The following is a 15,412-nucleotide window of genomic DNA, read 5'->3' as shown; positions in this document are numbered from 1 at the left end:
GAGTTGAGCACCTTTCGGCGAGTCGCTGAAGACGGGGGGCGGTTCAGGAGCGTACTTCGAGCAGCGGGACCAGCTGCTCCGCAGGGGTCATCGAGCCGTGGTTGCCGACCAGCGCCGACTCCTTGGGCTCCCGCTCGGAGGCGATGATCAGGACGTCGTCGTGCGCGGCGGCGACCACGTCCCCGATCCGCGGGTACACGCGCTCCTCCACCTGCGGCCCGAACCAGCCGGCCGCGATCGCCTCGTCCCGTGAGGCCACCCAGAACTGCTCCCCGAGCACCTCGCGCCAACAGGTCAGTACGTCGTTCTCCGCGCCCGGCACCGCGTACACGTGCCGGGCGCGGCCCTCGCCGCCCAGCAGCGCGACCCCGGCGCGCAGTTCCCAGTCCTCGTCGAAGTCGATGCGGTGCCGCTCGTCGAACGGGATGTCGACCATGCCGTGGTCGGCGGTGACGTAGAGGGCGCTGCGCGGCGGCAGCTGCTCCGCCAGGCGCTGGGCGAGCCGGTCGACGTACATGAGCTGACCGCGCCAGGTGTCGGAGGCGATGCCGTAGCGGTGTCCGGAGCCGTCCAGTTCGGCGTAGTACGTGTACACCAGCGCGCGGTCCGCGGCGGCCAGTTGCTCGGCCGCGAGGTCCATGCGCTCCTCGCCGGTGAGCCGGCCGCGGAAGCTGCCGCCGCTGAGCGCCACCTTGGTGAGCGGGGTGTGCTCGAAGGCGGGCGAGGACACCTGGGCGGCGTGCACCCCGGCCTGGTGGGCGAGCTGGAAGACGGTGGGGTACGGCTGCCAGGGGCGCGGTTCGGTGTACGGCTGCCAGCGGAGCTGGTTCATCAGCGCGCCGGTCTCCGGGTTGCGCACGGTGTAGCCGGGCAGGCCGTGGGCGCCGGGCGGCAGGCCGGTGCCGACGGAGGCGAGGGAGGTCGCGGTCGTCGCCGGGTAGCCGGCGGTGAGCGGGCGGCCGGTGCCGCCGCGCGAGCTGCCGAGCAGGGAGGTCAGGAACGGGGCCTCGTCCGGGTGGGCCTTCAGCTGCTCCCAGCCGAGGCCGTCGATGAGGAAGACGCAGACCCGGTCGGCGGGGGTCAGTTCCTCGATCGTGGCGGTCAGACCGGGCACGCCCATGCCGGCGGCCAGGGTGGGCAGCAGGTCGGCGAGGGAGCCGGTGCCGTACTCCGGCAGCGGCGCGGTGTCCAGGGCGAGGGGTTCCGGGTGGTCCCAGGCGGAGAGCTGGGACATCAGCGCGTGACGTCCGCGGTCGCCTCCGAGATGGCCTGCGCGAAGGCGAGCGCCTGGCGCACCGTCTCCGGGCCGTCCCCGGCCTCGCTGACGCGCAGGCTGAGGTCGTCCGCCGTGGAGCTGCCCGTGTAGCCGTGGTCGGCGTCGCAGTTGGGGTCGCCGCAGGCGGCGGGCTCCAGGTCGATGCGGCTGACCGCGCCCCAGCCGATGGTCAGCACGACCTCGCGGGGCAGGGTACCCGGCGTGTACTGCTCGGGGTTCGCGACCACCCGGCTGACGACGACCGAGGAGATCCGGTCGAGCTTCACCGACTCGGTGGAGGTGGTGGCGTACGGCGTCGGGGACGTGGTGTCGGCGGCCTGCTCGTCGGTGTGGCTGACGATGAACCGGTTGCCGGTCAGGACGAGCACGGTGACGTGCCGGCGCACCTCGTTCTGGTCGAACGTGGTCTCCTGGTGGACCAGGTACGACCGGATGGGCTCGCCGCCCACTGCGGCCTCCACCGCCTCGGCCACGAGGGCCGGGTAGTAGCCGCTGCGCTCGATCGCCGCGCGCAGCCCCTGGGTCGTCGTACTGGTCTTGGCCATGGCGTCCATCCTAATCCGTGGGCAAGGGCGGTCCGGGCCAGTCGCGAGCACACGTGACCGGTCGGGAGGCCGGGGCGCGGCCGATCTCGGCGCGGCGGTGCCCGCTCAGTACGCCGGCAGGGTCCGTGGGCCCAGGTCGTCGCGGGCCGGTGGGGGTGCGAGCCGTACCGTGGCGCCGAGCACGCTGGCTCCGTGGGGGGCGACGACGACCGGCTCCAGGGTGACGGCGACCACCTCCGGATGGTCGTCGACCAGCCGCGACACCCGCAGCAGCAGTTCCTCCAGGGCCGGGGTGTCCACCGGGGTGGAGCCGCGCCAGCCGAACAGCAGCGGTGCCGTCCGGATCGACCGCACCAGCGAGGTGGCCTCCCGGTCGGTGACGGGGACCAGCCGGTGGGCCATGTCGCCGAGCAGCTGGGAGGCGGCCCCGGCGAGCCCGAAGGACAGCACGGCCCCGGCCGCCGGGTCGATCACGGCCCGTACGACCGTGTCGACCCCGCGGGGTGCCATCCCCTGCACCACCGGCCGCAGCTCCTCCGGCGGCCCGAACAGCTCGGTCAATTCGGCGTACGCCCGCAGTAGTTGCTCCTCGTCCGCGAGGTCCAGGCGTACGCCGCCCAGGTCGGCGCGGTGCCTGAGGTGCGGGGCGGTGGCCTTGAGGGCCACCGGGTAGCCGAGCGCGCGGGCGGCCTCGACGGCGGCGTCCGGGGTGAGGGCGGGCAGGGCGCGGCGCACGGGTATGCCGTACCTGGCGAGCAGTTCACAGGTCTCCGCGTCGGAGATGGTGAGCCCCTGCCCGCGCGCGAGCAGCTCGCCGATCAGCCGGGCGGCCCCCTTCTCGTCGATGTCGTCGTACTCCGGCACCTTCCCGGGATCGGCGGCCTCCCGCCGCCACTGCGCGTACCTCACGGCTTCGGCGAGGGCGCGGACGGCACGTTCGGCGGCGGGGTAGGCGGGGATGAGGTGGGTGCCTTCGGGCGGGGTGGTCCGTGGGGCGGGGACCGCCGCTCCCTCGGTGCCGGGCACCTTCTCGACGGCACCCGGTGCGGTGCTCGCCGCGGCCGACAACGCCTCCGCCAGTCCCCCCAGCTCCACGTGCACCACGAGCACCGGCTTGCCCGGCACCGTCGCCGCGGCCGACCGCAGCGCCTGCGCCAGCTCCGCGTCCCCCGGTGAGCCCTCCCCGATGGCGGGGATCGCCGTGACGACGACGGCGTCGTTGGTGCCGTCGGCCAGCGCGGCGGCGAGCGCCCGGTGGAAGTCCTCCGCCGTCGCCGCGGTCGTCAGGTCCACCGGCCGCGCGGGCCGCAGCCCCTCGGCGAGGCACCGGTCGTACGTCAGCACGCCCAGCGACTCGGAGTTGCCGAGGATGGCCACGCGCGGCCCGGCGGGCAGCGGCTGCCGCGCGAGCAGCAGGCCGGCGTCGACCAGCTCGGTGATCGTGTCGACCCGGATCACACCGGCCTGCCGGAGCAGCGCGGAGACGGTCTCGTACGGCAGCCGGGTGGCCCGGACCGCGTGTCCCTGCGGCGCCGTGCCGGTCCCCTGCACCACGACCAGTGGCTTGGCCGCCGCCGTCCGCCGGGCGAGGCGGGTGAACTTGCGGGGGTTGCCGATCGACTCCAGGTACATGAGGACGACGTCGGTCTCCGGGTCGTCGTACCAGTACTGGAGGACGTCGTTGCCGGAGACGTCGGCGCGGTTGCCGGCGGACACGAACGTGGAGACGCCGGTGACCCCGGTGACCCCTCCGCCGCGCCGGTGCAGCCGGGACAGCAGGGCGATGCCGATGGCACCGGACTGGGCGAACAGCCCGATGCGGCCCGGACGGGGCATCTCCGGGGCGAGCGAGGCGTTCAGCCGGACGTCCGGGGCGGTGTTGATGATCCCGAACGCGTTCGGGCCGATGATCCGCATGCCGTAGGCGCGCGCGGCCCGCACGAGGGCCCGCTGCCGCTCGCGCCCCTCGGGCCCGCTCTCGGCGTATCCGGCGGAGAGCACCACCAGCCCCTGGACGCCGTGCTCCCCGCACTCGGCGACCACGGCGGGCACGTGCGCGGCCGGTACGGCGACGACGGCCAGGTCGACATGCCCGTCGATGTCCCGCACCGAGCGGTGCGCGGGCACTCCGTCGACCTCCTTGAGGTCTTCCGGGAACGCCTTGTTCACCGCGTACAGGCGGCCGGGGTAGCCGGCGTCGCGCAGGTTGCCGAGGACGCCGCGGCCCACCCCGCCGGGGGCGCGGCCGACACCGACCACCGCGACGGAGCCGGGCGCGAGGAGCCTGCGTACGGAACGGGCCTCGGCGCGCTGCTCCCGCGCGCGCTGCACGGCGAGGGAGCGGTCGGTGGGTTCGAGGTCGAACTCCAGGCGGACGACGCCGTCCTCGAAGCTGCGCTTCTGGGTGTAGCCGGCGTCCGTGAAGACCTTGATCATCTTGGTGTTGGCGGGCAGCACCTCGGCGGCGAAGCGGCGGATGCCCCGCTCGCGGGCGACGGCCGCGATGTGCTCCAGCAGGGCGGAGGCGACCCCGCGGCCCTGGTGGGCGTCCTGCACCAGGAAGGCGACCTCGGCCTCGTCGGCGGGCGCGGACGCGGGCATGCCGTCGGTACCGATGCGGTCATAGCGTACGGTGGCGATGAACTCGCCGCCGATGGTGGCCGCGAGTCCCACCCGGTCCACAAAGTCGTGGTGCGTGAAGCGGTGGACGTCCTTGGCGGAGAGCCGTGGGTACGGCGCGAAGAAGCGGTAGTACTTCGACTCGTCCGAGACCTGCTCGTAGAAACTGACCAGGCGGTCGGCGTCATCAACGGTGATGGGCCTGATGCGCGCGGTGCCACCGTCGCGCAGCACCACGTCCGCCTCCCAGTGGGCGGGGTACTGGTGCCGGTCCTGCCGGTCCGCCGAGGTCTGCATGGGCCCCAGAGTACGGCTCGCGTCCGACAACGGCGCGAGGCAGTCTGTGGAGGACGGGAAGCCGGACCGAGGCCGCGGTCCGGTGCCACACCGGAGCGGACGCAGGTCCGCTCCGGACGCGCTTCACGATATGGGAAACTGGTCTAGACAACCCTGAACACCGAAGGGCAGCAACACATGGCTGAGCGCCGCGTCAACGTCGGCTGGGCCGAGGGCCTCCACGCCCGCCCCGCCTCCATCTTCGTCCGAGCCGCCACGGCCGCAGGCGTCCCGGTGACGATCGCCAAGGCCGGGGGCAACCCCGTCAACGCGGCCTCCATGCTGGCCGTCCTGGGCCTGGGCGCCCAGGGTGGCGAGGAGATCGTCCTCGCCTCCGACGCCGAGGGCGCCGACGCCGCCCTGGACCGTCTGGCCAAGCTGGTCTCCGAGGGCCTGGAAGAGCTGCCCGAGACCGTCTGAGCGACCACCGCACAGAGCGCCGGAGCCGCGTTCGCCTTTCCGGGCGGCGCGGCTTCGCCGTTTGCGGGCGCGCTCGATCCGATGTGCCGTCGATTTACCGCCCGCCGCCGCCCGGAGAGCTCCGGCGAATTACGACAGGATGAATTCGGGCAGCAGGAAATACCCGGCCCGGAATAACTCTTCTTTGTATACGGTGCGCTTGTTAATGTCGCGGGCCCGACATGTTTACTGCATGTTGCGAAGTCCTCACGCGCTCCGCGGCGGGGGAAAAGCCCAGCCGGTGCGCGCCCGTCGCACGCTCGGCGTGCAGCGCGGTGAGCGCCCGGGCGCGCTCGGCGTCGCCGCGCGCCACCGCGTCCACGATGGCACCGTGCTCCGTCCAGGACTCCACCGGACTGGCCGGCGCCTCCACCGTGTACATCCAGGCGATCTTGTGCCGCAGCTGGGTGAGCATCGAGGTCAGCGAGGTGCTGCCGGAGGCCTGGGCGAGCGTCTCGTGGAACCAGCCGCCCAGCGACCGCAGATCCTCGTTGCTGCCTCTGCGGGCCCTCTCCTGACCCAGCCGGACCAGACCGCGCAGCACCTTCAGATGCGCCTCGGTGCGCCGCTGGGCGGCCCGGGCGGCGCCCAGCGGCTCCAGCAGCGTCCGCATCTCCAGCAGGTCGGCGGCCTCCTGCTCGGTCGGCTCGGCCACGCACGCGCCCGCGTGCCGGCGCGTCACCACGAAGCCCTCGGCCTCCAGGGTGCGCAGGGCCTCGCGGACGGGGACGCGCGAGACGCCGTAGCGGCGGGCCAGGACTTCCTCGGTGAGGCGGCTGCCGCGCTCGTAGACACCCGCGACGATGTCGTCCCGGATGGCCGTGCACACCGAGTGCGCCGGAATACGCATGACCGACCTCCGTCTTAATCCCCGTGAAACGTCGACGATGGACGCGTGTTCCGTGACTCTATTCCAATGAGCCGGAATTTCCGACGGCGGGCCCTAATCCATGGCTATTTTTTGGACAGCGGATCCGGCGGACACCATGAAAAACGGCGAAAGCCCCGGCTCGGTGAGCCGGGGCCTCGGACAGTCGTGCGGTCGGTGTCAGACGTTCACGCCGTGCTTGCGGAGGTAGGCGACGGGGTCGACGTCGGAGCCGTACTCGGGGGTCGTGCGCGCCTCGAAGTGGAGGTGCGGGCCGGTGACGTTGCCGGTGGCGCCGGACAGGCCGATCTGCTGGCCCGGGACGACCTTCTGGCCCACCGTGACCCCGATGGACGACAGGTGTCCGTACTGGGTGTACATGCCGTCGGCCATGCGGATCACGACCTGGTTGCCGTACGCGCCGCCCCAGCCCGCGGAGACGACCGTGCCGGAGCCCACCGCGTGGACGGCCGTGCCGCTGGCCGCGTGGAAGTCGATGCCGGTGTGCGCACCGGAGGACCACAGGGAGCTGCCGGCCTGGTAGGCGGTGGAGACGTACGAGTGGGCGATCGGGGCGACGAAGGCGTTCAGCCGCTTGCGCTCCGCCTCGCGGGCGGCCCGGGCCTTGGCGGCGCGGATCTCCTCCGCTCGCTCGGCCGCCGCCTTCGCCGCGGCCTCCTCGGCCGCCCTCTGCTCGGCGGCCTGCTGCTGCGCGGCGGCCTGCGCGCCGATCTCGTCGGCGACGTCCTCGGACGCGGCGACGACCGGGGTGAGGCCGGTCTGCTCCGTGGAGTTCTCGGCGGCGAGCGCCGGGGAGGCGGCGAGGGTGCCGATCACACCGGTGGTGGTGAGGGCCGCGACGCCGGCCGCCTGAACGGTGGTCCGCTTGACCCGGCCGGGCTTGCGGTGCTTCCCGGTGGCGCACATGAACGCCATGAAGTGGCTGGTCCTTTCCTTCCCTCTCGCCTACCGGGTTAGCTGACGGGTTCGGAGCAGGAAGGTCTCCTACGAGCCCCCTCGCGGTCGCGCGGGCGCCCGATTCACCCCAGGGACGGTGGGTCCCCGGCTCCCCTGGCTCGCGCCGTACGGGGACTCGGCGATGACTGTCCGGTGCCGCGGATGCGGCGCACTGCCTGACGAACAGCCCGGACGAAGCTACGCAAGCACGCTGTCAATCCTCAAACGCATCCCGGCTTTTGTAGCGCATCCCACAGGGCAGACAGGCAACCTCCGCCCCAAAACGGGCACCGGGGGTCGGAGTGGAACACCATGGGGCCCTGACGACCTGTAGGTCGCCAGGGCCCCACGCGCGCGTGCCGTCATCCGGCCGCCGTCACGGTCGCGTCTACTCGGCCGCCACCACGGTCACTTCACCGATGCCCAGCGCCTCCACCGGCGCCTTGATCTGCGACGCGTCACCGACGAGGACGGTCACCAGGCGGTCCACCGGGAAGGCGTTCACGACCGCCGCGGTGGCCTCCACCGTGCCCGTGGCCGCCAGCTGCTGGTACAGCGTCGCCTGGAAGTCGTCGGGCAGGTGCTGCTCGACCTGGTCCGCCAGCGTGCTCGCGACGGCCGCCGCGGTCTCGTACTTCAGCGGCGCCACACCGACCAGGTTCTGCACGGCGACGTCCCGCTCGGCGTCGGTCAGGCCGTCCGCCGCGACCGTGCGCAGCACCTTCCACAGATCGTCCAGCGCCGGGCCGGTGTTCGGGGTGTCCACGGAGCCGCTGATGGCGAGCATCGCCGCGCCCGTGCCGTCCGGCGCGGACCGCAGGACCTGCCCGAAGGCCCGCACGCCGTAGGTGTAGCCCTTCTCCTCGCGCAGCACGCGGTCCAGGCGGGAGGTGAGGGTGCCGCCGAGGCAGTACGTGCCGAGCACCTGGGCGGGCCACACCCGGTCGTGCCGGTCGGGACCGATGCGGCCGATGAGCAGCTGCGTCTGGACCGCGCCGGGCCGGTCCACGATGACCACGCGCCCGGTGTCGTCGGCGGTCACCGGCGGCACCGGCCGGGGCTCGCCCGGGGTGCCGGTCCACGCGCCCAGGGTGTCGCCCAGCAGCGCGTCCAGGTCGGCGCCGGTCAGGTCGCCGACGACGACGACGGTGGCCGTGGCGGGCCGCACATGACGGTCGTAGAAGGCGCGTACGGCCGCCTCGTCGATCTTCTCGACCGTCTCCTCGGTGCCCTGGCGCGGACGGGACATGCGCGAGGTCGCCGGGAACAGCTCCTTGGAGAGTTCCTTGGCGGCCCGGCGGGAGGGGTTGGCCAGCTCGTGCGGGATCTCGTCCAGGCGGTTGCGGACCAGCCGCTCGACCTCGCTCGCGGCGAAGGCGGGCGCGCGCAGGGCGTCGGCGAGCAGGCCGAGGCCCTTGGCCAGGCGGGAGGCCGGGACCTCCAGGCTGAGCCGGACACCGGGGTGGTCGGCGTGCGCGTCGAGGGTGGCGCCCGCGCGCTCCAGCTCGGCGGCGAACTCCTCGGCGGAGTGCTTGTCGGTGCCCTCGGAGAAGGCCCGCGCCATGATCGTGGCGACGCCGTCCAGGCCGGCCGGCTCGGCGTCCAGCGGCGCGTCCAGCAGCACCTCGACGGCGACGACCTGCTGGCCCGGGCGGTGGCAGCGCAGCACGGTCAAGCCGTTGTCGAGCGTGCCGCGCTCGGGCGCCGGGAACGCCCACGGCCTGGCCTCGCCGGGCTGCGGCTGGGGGTGGAAGTCCATGGTGGCGAGCTCGGTCACTTGGCCGTCTCCTCGTTCTCGTTGCCGGCCTCTACGGTCGCTTCCTGCTCCGGGTCCTCGGGGACCCCGGCGTCCGGGACGGCCTCCGGGGACTTCGGCTCGTAGACGAGGACCGCGCGGTTGTCGGGCCGCAGGCGGGCCTTGGCGACCTCCTGGACCTCCTGCGGGGTGACCTCGAGGACGCGCTTGACGGCGGTCAGGGCGAGCTGCGGGTCGCCGAACAGGACCGCGTACCGGCACAGTTCGTCGGCGCGGCCGGCGACCGTGCCGAGCCGGTCCAGCCACTCGCGCTCCAGCTGGGCCTGGGCGCGCTCCATCTCCTCGGGCGTGGGGCCCTCCGCGGCGAACCGGGCCAGCTCCTCGTCGATGGCGGCCTCGATGACCGGCACCTCGACGTCACCGGAGGTCTTCACGTCCAGCCAGCCCATGGAGGGCGCGCCGGCCAGGCGCAGCAGGCCGAAGCCGGCCGCGACGGCCGTCCGGTCCCGGCGCACCAGCCGGTTGTACAGGCGGGAGGACTCGCCGCCGCCCAGGATGGTCAGGGCGAGGTCGGCCGCGTCGCACGCGCGCGTGCCGTCGTGCGGGAGCCGGTAGGCGGCCATCAGGGCGCGCGCCGGGACCTCCTCCACGAGGACCTCGCGCAGCTGCTCGCCGATGATGTCCGGCAGCGAGCCGTCGCGGGGGGCGGGCTTGCCGTCGTGGGACGGGATGGAGCCGAAGTACTTCTCGATCCAGGCCAGGGTCTGCTGCGGATCGATGTCGCCGACCACGGAGAGCACCGCGTTGTTCGGCGCGTAGTAGGTGCGGAAGAACTGGCGGGCGTCCTCCAGGGTGGCCGCGTCCAGGTCCGCCATGGAGCCGATCGGCGTGTGGTGGTAAGGGTGGCCCTCCGGGTAGGAGAGCGCGGTCAGCTTCTCGAAGGCGGTGCCGTAGGGCACGTTGTCGTAGCGCTGGCGGCGCTCGTTCTTGACGACGTCCCGCTGGTTCTCCATGGACTCGTCGTCCAGGGCGGCCAGCAGCGAGCCCATGCGGTCGGCCTCCAGCCAGAGCGCCAGCTCCAGCTGGTGGGCGGGCATGGTCTCGAAGTAGTTGGTGCGCTCGAAGCTCGTCGTGCCGTTCAGCGAGCCGCCGGCGCCCTGCACCAGTTCGAAGTGGCCGTTGCCCTTGACCTGCGCGGAGCCCTGGAACATCAGGTGCTCGAAGAGGTGGGCCAGGCCGGTACGCCCCTTGACTTCGTGGCGGGAGCCGACGTCGTACCAGAGGCAGACCGCCGCCACCGGGGTCAGGTGGTCCTCGGAGAGCACCACGCGCAGACCGTTGGCCAGGCGGTGCTCGGTCGCTGTCAGGCCCCCGGAGCCTGCCTCGGCTGTGGTCGTGTGACCCATGGGCATGTACGTCCCTTCGCGAGCGGAGGCGGTTGATGGAAACCGCGGTTTTCCTGCCGTTCCTGCCACTGTATGCAAAGCGTGCGGGGCCTCGGCGAAGTTCCCGCGGGACGTACGCCCACAGCGGATATCGCGATCCCCCGGGACCCGGCCCCGGCTCCCGGCAGGCCCTCCGGAACCGGGTCGTGGCACGGGTTGTCAGTGTGTCGGTCCACAATGGTCGGCGTCAGTTCCGTCCATCCTTTCAGCAAGGAGCCGGCAGCGATGGCCCGCCGCAGCACGAAGACCCCGCCGCCCGACGATTCGTTCGAGGAGAGGATCCTCGACATCGACGTCGTGGACGAGATGCGTGGCTCCTACCTGGAGTACGCGTACTCGGTCATCTACTCGCGCGCCCTGCCGGACGCCCGTGACGGCCTGAAGCCGGTGCACCGCCGGATCGTGTACCAGATGAACGAGATGGGCCTGCGCCCCGAGCGCGGCTACGTGAAGTGCGCGCGTGTGGTCGGCGAGGTCATGGGCAAGCTGCACCCGCACGGCGACGCGTCGATCTACGACGCCCTGGTGCGCATGGCGCAGCCCTTCTCCATGCGCGTGCCGCTGGTCGACGGCCACGGCAACTTCGGCTCGCTGGGCAACGACGACCCGCCGGCCGCCATGCGGTACACCGAGTGCCGGATGGCCGAGGCCACGAGCCTGATGACCGAGTCGATCGACGAGGACACGGTCGACTTCGCGCCGAACTACGACGGCCAGGAGCAGGAGCCGGTGGCGCTGCCCGCCGCCTTCCCGAACCTGCTGGTCAACGGCTCCTCGGGCATCGCGGTCGGCATGGCGACGAACATGCCGCCGCACAACCTGCGCGAGGTCATCGCCGCCGCCCGCCACCTGATCCGGAACCCGAACGCGGACCTGGACGCGCTGATGAAGCACGTCCCGGGCCCGGACCTGCCCACCGGCGGCCGGATCGTCGGCCTGGACGGCATCCGGGACGCGTACGCGACCGGCCGTGGCACCTTCAAGATGCGCGCGACGGTCTCGGTCGAGCCCGTGACCGCCCGTCGCAAGGGCCTGGTGGTCACCGAGCTGCCGTTCACGGTCGGCCCCGAGAAGGTCATCGCGAAGATCAAGGACCTGGTCAACGCGAAGAAGGTCCAGGGCATCGCCGACGTCAAGGACCTCACCGACCGCGAGCACGGCCTGCGCCTGGTCATCGAGATCAAGAACGGCTTCGTGCCGGAGGCGATCCTGGAGCAGCTGTACAAGCTGACCCCGATGGAGGAGTCCTTCGGCATCAACAACGTCGCCCTGGTCGACGGCCAGCCGCTCACCCTGGGCCTCAAGGAGCTGCTGGAGGTCTACCTGGACCACCGCTTCGACGTGGTCCGGCGCCGCAGTGAGTTCCGCCGCGGCAAGAGGCGCGACCGGCTGCACCTGGTCGAGGGCCTGCTGACCGCGCTGGTCGACATCGACGAGGTCATCCGGATCATCCGGTCCAGCGAGAACTCCGCGCAGGCCAAGGAGCGCCTGATCGAGCGCTTCTCGCTGAGCGAGGTGCAGACGCAGTACATCCTCGACACGCCGCTGCGCCGGCTCACCAAGTACGACCGGATCGAGCTGGAGGCGGAGAAGGACAAGCTCACCGCGGAGATCGAGGAGCTGACCCGGATCCTGGAGTCGGACGCGGAGCTGCGCAAGCTGGTCTCGGCCGAACTCGCCGCCGTGGCCAAGAAGTTCGGCACCGACCGGCGCACGGTCCTGCTGGAGTCCGCGGGCGCCCCGGCGGCCACGGTCCCGTTGCAGGTGGCCGACGACCCGTGCCGGGTGCTGCTGTCCTCGACGGGGCTGCTGGCCCGTACGGCGACCGACGAGCCGTTCCCGGAGGCGGCGGGCGCCAAGCGCGTCAAGCACGACGTGATCGTCTCGGCGGTGCCCGCGACCGCGCGCGGGGTGATCGGCGCGGTGACCTCGGCGGGCCGGCTGCTGCGGATCAACGTGGTGGACCTGCCGCAGCTGCCCGAGTCGGCGACCGCGCCGAACCTCTCCGGAGGGGCACCGCTGGCGGAGTTCGTCTCCCTGGAGGACGACGAGACGGTGGTCTGCCTGACCACGCTGGACGAATCGTCCCCGGGTCTCGCGCTCGGCACCGAGCAGGGCGTCGTCAAGCGCGTGGTGCCCGACTACCCGTCCAACAAGGACGAGTTGGAGGTCATCACGCTCAAGGAGGGCGACCGGATCGTCGGCGCGGTGGAGCTGCGCACCGGCGAGGAGGACCTGGTGTTCATCACGGACGACGCGCAGCTGCTGCGCTTCCAGGCCTCCATCGTCCGCCCGCAGGGCCGCCCGGCGGGCGGCATGGCGGGCATCAAGCTCACCGAGGGCGCGAAGGTCATCTCCTTCACGGCGGTCGACCCGGCCGTCGACGCGGTGGTGTTCACGGTGGCGGGCTCGCGCGGCACGCTGGACGACTCGGTGCAGACGACGGCCAAGCTGACCCCGTTCGACCAGTACCCGCGCAAGGGCCGGGCCACGGGCGGCGTGCGCTGCCAGCGGTTCCTGAAGGGCGAGGACTGCCTGTCGCTGGCCTGGGCGGGCCCGGCGCCCGCGCTCGCGGCGCAGAAGAACGGCACTCCGGCGGACCTGCCGGAGCCGGACCCGCGCCGGGACGGCTCGGGCACGTCGCTGCCGAAGACGGTGGCGGTGGTGGCGGGACCGGTGCTGTAGGCGGGCTCCGGGCGGGCTCCACGGGGCTCGCCCGGGGGCTCTAGGCGGGCGGATCCTCCACGTCGGCATCCGCTTCGTCCGGGCCCTGTACGTAGCGCAGGACGCCCCACATGCCGTGTTCGTCGGCGTGCGGGGCGTCGTCCTCGCACGCCTCCAGTTCCTTGCCGAGGGTGTCCGCGTCGATGCCGGCGCCGATCAGCACGAGCTGGGTGCGGCGGTCCTCACGGGGCGCCCAGGGCTCCGGGTAGAAGCGCAGGAACCGGCCGACGGCGTGCACGGCGTAGCGGTTGAGCGGGTCGTACGGCCCGAAGTCGACGTACCCCTTGATCCGGTACAGCCCCTCGGGCCGGCTGTCCAGGAACCGCATGAGCCGACGGGGCTCCAGGGGCACGCCGGAGGTGAAGGACAGGCTGTCGTAGCCGGTGTGCAGATGCCCGGCATGGTCGTCCGCTTCGTGGTCGTCGGCGTCGTGGTCGTCCAGGTCGTCGAAGGACAGCTGCCCGAGGCGCTCCTGGCTCGGCCGGCAGTCGAAGAGGAACTCGGGGTCGATCCGGCCGTAGCTGGCGGGAACGACGGCGGCGCGGCCGGTGAGGGAACGGACGACCTCCAGGATCCGCTCGGCGTCGTCCGTGCGGTCCAGCTTGTTGACGACGACCAGGTCGGCGAGGGCAAGGTGCCGGTCGATCTCGGGGTGCTTCTCCCGCGTGTCGTCGAACTCGGCGGCGTCGACGACCTGGACGAGACCGCCGTAGACGATGCCCGGGTGCTCGCTGGCGAGCACCATGCGCACGAGTTCCCGGGGCTCGGCCAGCCCGCTGGCCTCGATGACGATCACGTCGATCCCGGTGCCGGGCGCGGCGAGCCGGTCCAGGTACAGGTCGAGTTCGCTCGCGTCGACGGCGCAGCACAGACAGCCGTTGCCGAGCGAGACGGTCGAGTCGCCCAGGGCGCCGGCGACGGCCATCGCGTCGATCTCGATGGCCCCGAAGTCGTTGACGATGGCCCCGATCCGGCTGCCTCCGCTGCGGTGCAGCAGATGATTGAGGAGCGTGGTCTTCCCGGAGCCCAGGAAACCGGCGAGCACGACGACCGGGATCTGCTGCGGACTGCCGCTGCGTGCCAGGCTGTTCCCCAACGGGCGACCTCTCTGACGTACCAGCGCGCACCGGTTCGCTGCCCGATGCGCGGACGGGCAGGGACTGCCCGTCAAGGATACGAGCGGGACGGGACCCGAAGGGGTGCGGCCGTCGGCGCGGGGATACGACGGGCGGCATGGGGACACGGCGGTCCGCCGTGCTCACTCGGCGGCGGGCACCGCCGCCTTCGGCTCCGGGCCCACGTACCGCGCCACCGGGCGGATGATCTTCGAGTCGGCGGCCTGTTCCAGGATGTTGGCGCTCCAGCCCACGACCCGTGCCGCCGCGAAGGTGGGGGTGAACATCTCCCGGGGCAGGCCGCACAGTTCCATGACCACACCGGCGTAGAACTCGACGTTCGTGTGGAGTTCACGGCCGGGCTTCAGCTCGGCGAGGATCGCCTCCACACGGCGCTCGACCTCCACCGCGAAGCGCACCCGCGGGCCGCCGAAGCCGAGGGCGATCTCGCGCAGCATCCGGGACCGCGGGTCCTCCGTGCGGTAGACGGCGTGGCCGAAGCCCATGACGCGGTCACCGGCGAGCACCCGCTCGCGGATCCAGGCGTCGATCCGGTCGGGCGTGCCGATCGCGTCCAGGGTGTCCAGGGCCCGGCTGGGCGCGCCCCCGTGCAGCGGCCCGGACAGGGCGCCGACGGCACCGGTCAGGCAGGCCGCCACATCGGCGCCCGTGGAGGCGATGACGCGAGCGGTGAAGGTTGACGCATTGAATCCGTGATCAATGGTTGAGATCAGGTATTGCTCGACCGCACGCGCCCGGCGCGGATCCGGTTCCGAACCCGTCAACATGTACAGGTAGTTGGCCGCGTACGAGAGGTCCTCGCGCGGCTCGACCGGGTGAAGGCCGCGGCCGAGCCGGTAGAGCGCGGTGAGCAGGGTGGGTACGGCCGCGCAGGCGGCCACGGTGTCGTCGCGGCGCCGGTCGGCGTCGATGTCGTACACGGGCCGGAAACCCAGTGCCGCGCCGAGCAGGGACAGCGCCGTGCGCAGTCCGGCCAGTGGTCCGGAGCCCTGCCCGGCCGCGGCGATGGCGGGCAGGGCCGCGCGGACGTCCTCGGGCAGGCGTCGCAGCGCGGCGGTCCCGGCGGCGAAGGCGGCACCGCGCCGGGCGTCCGGGAGGGTGCCGTGGACCAGGAGATGCCAGACGTCCTCGAAGCTCCGGGTGCGCGCGAGGTCGACGGCCGAGTACTGGCGGTAGTGGTAGAAGCCCTCCCGGCCCCGGACGTCACCGATCTCGGTCTCGGTGACGACGACGCCGGCGAGACCGCGTGGGGCGTCGATGAGCGGGGTGGCGGTCGTGTTGACGGCCATGG

At 72.5% G+C, this 15,412-nt stretch carries 11 protein-coding genes and 1 riboswitch; of the genes, 2 read left to right on the top strand and 9 right to left on the bottom strand.

The annotated features are described in order from the left end of the window. Positions 1-43: 43 nt before the first annotated feature. From AB0L21_RS24050 to AB0L21_RS24040, 3 genes are all read right to left on the bottom strand, one after another. Entirely contained in the window at positions 44-1,234 is a 1,191-nt protein-coding gene (locus AB0L21_RS24050) for a nucleotide pyrophosphatase/phosphodiesterase family protein (RefSeq protein WP_365705686.1), read from the bottom strand. Then, positions 1,234-1,821, bottom strand: a complete 588-nt coding sequence (locus tag AB0L21_RS24045) for a DUF5998 family protein (protein WP_365705684.1) — start codon at positions 1,819-1,821, stop codon at positions 1,234-1,236. Before AB0L21_RS24045 ends, AB0L21_RS24050 begins: the two co-directional genes overlap by 1 nt. Before the next feature lie 105 nt (positions 1,822-1,926). Continuing rightward, on the bottom strand, positions 1,927-4,737 hold the full coding sequence (locus AB0L21_RS24040; protein ID WP_365786284.1) for a GNAT family N-acetyltransferase: 2,811 nt from the start codon (positions 4,735-4,737) through the stop codon (positions 1,927-1,929). Positions 4,738-4,914: 177 nt separating this feature from the next. Here AB0L21_RS24040 and AB0L21_RS24035 point away from each other — a divergent pair, with 177 nt between their 5' ends. Next, on the top strand, positions 4,915-5,196 hold the full coding sequence (locus AB0L21_RS24035; protein ID WP_014675499.1) for an HPr family phosphocarrier protein: 282 nt from the start codon (positions 4,915-4,917) through the stop codon (positions 5,194-5,196). A gap of 202 nt (positions 5,197-5,398) precedes the next feature. Here AB0L21_RS24035 and AB0L21_RS24030 read toward each other — a convergent pair whose 3' ends face one another. The 4 genes from AB0L21_RS24030 to AB0L21_RS24015 all read right to left on the bottom strand — a co-directional run bounded on the left by AB0L21_RS24030 (position 5,399) and on the right by AB0L21_RS24015 (position 10,228). Further along, a complete protein-coding gene (locus AB0L21_RS24030; protein WP_365786282.1) occupies positions 5,399-6,085 on the bottom strand; it encodes a GntR family transcriptional regulator in 687 nt (228 codons plus the stop codon). A 198-nt stretch (positions 6,086-6,283) separates the two neighbouring features. Beyond that, the gene (locus tag AB0L21_RS24025) at positions 6,284-7,039 is read right to left on the bottom strand and encodes a M23 family metallopeptidase (protein WP_365786280.1); all 756 of its coding nucleotides are present in this window, start codon (positions 7,037-7,039) and stop codon (positions 6,284-6,286) included. A 12-nt stretch (positions 7,040-7,051) separates the two neighbouring features. After that, a riboswitch (cyclic di-AMP (ydaO/yuaA leader) is annotated at positions 7,052-7,212 on the bottom strand. Between the two features lie 236 nt (positions 7,213-7,448). Then, positions 7,449-8,837, bottom strand: a complete 1,389-nt coding sequence (locus AB0L21_RS24020; protein ID WP_365786278.1) for a pitrilysin family protein — start codon at positions 8,835-8,837, stop codon at positions 7,449-7,451. After that, positions 8,834-10,228, bottom strand: coding sequence for a pitrilysin family protein (locus AB0L21_RS24015; protein ID WP_365705674.1), 1,395 nt, complete (start codon positions 10,226-10,228; stop codon positions 8,834-8,836). The genes AB0L21_RS24020 and AB0L21_RS24015 overlap by 4 nt, the downstream gene beginning before the upstream one ends. 258 nt (positions 10,229-10,486) lie before the next feature. Between AB0L21_RS24015 and AB0L21_RS24010 the strand changes: the two genes are divergently transcribed. Beyond that, a complete protein-coding gene (locus tag AB0L21_RS24010; protein ID WP_365705672.1) occupies positions 10,487-12,946 on the top strand; it encodes a DNA topoisomerase IV subunit A in 2,460 nt (819 codons plus the stop codon). A gap of 40 nt (positions 12,947-12,986) precedes the next feature. On the opposite strand, the gene AB0L21_RS24005 is transcribed toward AB0L21_RS24010, so the two are convergent. Together AB0L21_RS24005 and AB0L21_RS24000 are read right to left on the bottom strand one after the other, a co-directional pair. Then, positions 12,987-14,081: a GTP-binding protein gene (locus tag AB0L21_RS24005; protein ID WP_365786276.1), complete on the bottom strand. Its 1,095-nt coding sequence runs from the start codon at positions 14,079-14,081 to the stop codon at positions 12,987-12,989. Between the two features lie 162 nt (positions 14,082-14,243). Continuing rightward, a complete protein-coding gene (locus AB0L21_RS24000; protein ID WP_365705669.1) occupies positions 14,244-15,410 on the bottom strand; it encodes a citrate synthase/methylcitrate synthase in 1,167 nt (388 codons plus the stop codon). Between the last annotated feature and the right edge of the window lie 2 nt (positions 15,411-15,412).

It is taken from the genome of Streptomyces sp. NPDC052721 (genome assembly GCF_040678315.1).
GTDB lineage: Bacteria > Actinomycetota > Actinomycetes > Streptomycetales > Streptomycetaceae > Streptomyces.
This window is presented reverse-complemented; position numbering and strand designations above follow the sequence as displayed.

Coding starts and splice junctions, on each gene's coding strand:
- AB0L21_RS24050 (WP_365705686.1), bottom strand. CDS start 1,234: ATGTCCCAGCTCTCCGCCTGGGACCACCCGGAACCCCTCGCCCTGGAC.
- AB0L21_RS24045 (WP_365705684.1), bottom strand. CDS start 1,821: ATGGCCAAGACCAGTACGACGACCCAGGGGCTGCGCGCGGCGATCGAG.
- AB0L21_RS24040 (WP_365786284.1), bottom strand. CDS start 4,737: ATGCAGACCTCGGCGGACCGGCAGGACCGGCACCAGTACCCCGCCCAC.
- AB0L21_RS24035 (WP_014675499.1), top strand. CDS start 4,915: ATGGCTGAGCGCCGCGTCAACGTCGGCTGGGCCGAGGGCCTCCACGCC.
- AB0L21_RS24030 (WP_365786282.1), bottom strand. CDS start 6,085: ATGCGTATTCCGGCGCACTCGGTGTGCACGGCCATCCGGGACGACATC.
- AB0L21_RS24025 (WP_365786280.1), bottom strand. CDS start 7,039: ATGGCGTTCATGTGCGCCACCGGGAAGCACCGCAAGCCCGGCCGGGTC.
- AB0L21_RS24015 (WP_365705674.1), bottom strand. CDS start 10,228: ATGCCCATGGGTCACACGACCACAGCCGAGGCAGGCTCCGGGGGCCTG.
- AB0L21_RS24010 (WP_365705672.1), top strand. CDS start 10,487: ATGGCCCGCCGCAGCACGAAGACCCCGCCGCCCGACGATTCGTTCGAG.
- AB0L21_RS24000 (WP_365705669.1), bottom strand. CDS start 15,410: ATGGCCGTCAACACGACCGCCACCCCGCTCATCGACGCCCCACGCGGT.